Consider the following 2,021-nt stretch of genomic DNA (forward strand, 5'->3'; position numbering starts at 1 on the left):
CAGTTTGTGGTGCGGTACTTGCGCCGACCCCAGTTCGTCTCACTCATCATCCGAGCCTACTACCGCTGCGGCCCGGATTTGTGCAACAAAGCCCCCAAGCGGCCGCAGCGCAGGGTGTAATGCTGGACCCTGCTACCGGCAGCGTCACCACCACCACGCAGACACCTGCCGGTACCTACACCCTGACCTATACCCTGTGTGACTCCGCCAACCCGGCGGTGTGCCAGGTAACAACGGCCACGGTGACAGTAACTCCCAGGCCCACAGTGGTGAACCCACAGCCTGATGCGGGCACAGCCACTGCCGGAACTGCGGCTATGCCTGTTGCCGATGTCCGTAACAATGACACCAATAATGGCCAACCCGCCACTGCCACCAACTCCACGATCACTGTGGGAGCGGACCCTGCCACCCAAGCGGCCGCTGCACAGGGCGTGGTGCTGGACCCAGCCACGGGCAGCGTCACCACCACCGCGCAGACACCTGCCGGCACCTACACCCTGACCTATACCCTGTGCGACTCTGCCAACCCGACGGTATGCCAGGTGGCGGCTGTCACGGTGACTGTGACGGCACCAGCCAGCAAGGACGCTCCCCCCGTGCCTACGCTATCGAAGTATGGTTTGCTCATTGGTGCCGCCATGGTGGGGTTGCTGGGCTGGCAGCAGTCGCGCCGCCGCCAGCGCATGCAAGGACTTTGCTCCCCTGCGCGGGGGGGGAGCATGAACGCCTGAACACCCGTTTTGGGCGGTTCTCTTCAGTTGGACTGCCCTTGGCGGGCCCAATGGCCTGGGTTCAGTATTGCACTGGGCTCAGGCCGTTTTATTTGATCTCGCCTCAATCCATCTTGGTGCCAGAAGCCTTGACGGCAGCGGCCCAACGCGGCATTTCACCCGTCAGGAATTTGGCAAACTCGTCGGCCCCCAGAAAAGCAGGATCGGCGCCCTGTTCCACCATCCGCCCGCGCACATCGGGCATCTGCATCACCTGGCCAAAGGCATTGCTGAGCTTGGCCACCACTTCCTTGGGCGTACCCGCAGGAGCGAGGAAACCGTAAAAACCCACCACCTCAAAGCCCTTGAGCCCGCTTTCGATGGCCGTGGGCACTTCGGGCAAGGCAGGGTTGCGTTCCTTGCTCGTCACAGCCAGCGCACGCACCTTGCCCTGCTTGTGGTAGGCCGCGGCCTGCGGAATGCTCTCTGCCATGAACTGCACCTGACCGCCTACCAGATCGGTAAAAGCCGGTGCGCTTCCCTTGTAGGGAATGTGAACCAGGTCCAGACCAGTTGTGCTCTTGAACATCTCCGGCACCAGATGGCTGATGCCGCCATTGCCAGCCGAGCCGAAATTGACCTTGCCTGGATTGGCCTTGGCGTAGGCAATGAATTCCTGCAGATTCTGGGCTGGCACTTTGTTGTTAACCAACAACGCCAGCGGCTGCATGGCCGTGCGCGCCACGGGTGTGAAATCCTTCAAGGTGCTGTAAGGCAGCTTGGGATAGAGCGCCGGATTGATCACCATCACGCCAGTATTGGCGAGCATCAAGGTATAGCCGTCGGCGGGCGATTTCATCACATCCTGCGCACCCACTGCGCCGCCAGCCCCGGGCTTGTAATCCACGATGATGGGCTGACCCAGCACACCTTGGAGCTTGTCGGTCAGCAGTCGGGCATGCTGGTCCAACGGGCCACCAGCCGGAAAGCCGATGACGACACGTATCGGCTTGGACGGAAACGGCTGCTGCGCCTGGGCCGAGGCCATCAACACCAGCCCTGCCACGGCGGACAGGCCGATCTGCACAAATTTCTTCATGGTTTGTCTCTCACAGGTTGTTATCAAAAGAAAAGCTGACAGCGCAAGCTCTGCCTTACTTAGAGCCGCTTGTATGTTTACAGGTGTCGGGGTGAGGGACCAGAGCCGCTATCAGCTGTTGGCGCAGACCGACCGTGTTAGACCCCTCTCAACCCACCTCATAGCGTCGATAAGGAACTGCGCAGCACGCAGCCCTCAGGCTGCGTGAC

General features: G+C 61.2%; 2 protein-coding genes. One reads left to right on the plus strand and one right to left on the minus strand.

The features are described from left to right. Positions 1-119 precede the first annotated feature (119 nt). Positions 120-734, plus strand: a complete 615-nt coding sequence (locus HNP33_RS20775) for an IPTL-CTERM sorting domain-containing protein (RefSeq protein WP_184711760.1) — start codon at positions 120-122, stop codon at positions 732-734. Between the two features lie 103 nt (positions 735-837). On the opposite strand, the gene HNP33_RS20780 is transcribed toward HNP33_RS20775, so the two are convergent. Then, positions 838-1,812 (minus strand): tripartite tricarboxylate transporter substrate binding protein, encoded by a 975-nt coding sequence (locus tag HNP33_RS20780; protein ID WP_184711761.1) that lies wholly within the window; start codon positions 1,810-1,812, stop codon positions 838-840. Positions 1,813-2,021: the final 209 nt, after the last annotated feature.

The organism is Comamonas odontotermitis (assembly GCF_014207855.1).
In the GTDB taxonomy this organism is placed as follows: domain Bacteria; phylum Pseudomonadota; class Gammaproteobacteria; order Burkholderiales; family Burkholderiaceae_C; genus Comamonas; species Comamonas odontotermitis_A.

What these genes read in the sequence shown, in the direction of transcription:
- HNP33_RS20780 (WP_184711761.1), bottom strand. Translation starts at nt 1,812, where the DNA reads ATGAAGAAATTTGTGCAGATCGGCCTGTCCGCCGTGGCAGGGCTGGTG.
- HNP33_RS20775 (WP_184711760.1), top strand. Translation starts at nt 120, where the DNA reads ATGCTGGACCCTGCTACCGGCAGCGTCACCACCACCACGCAGACACCT.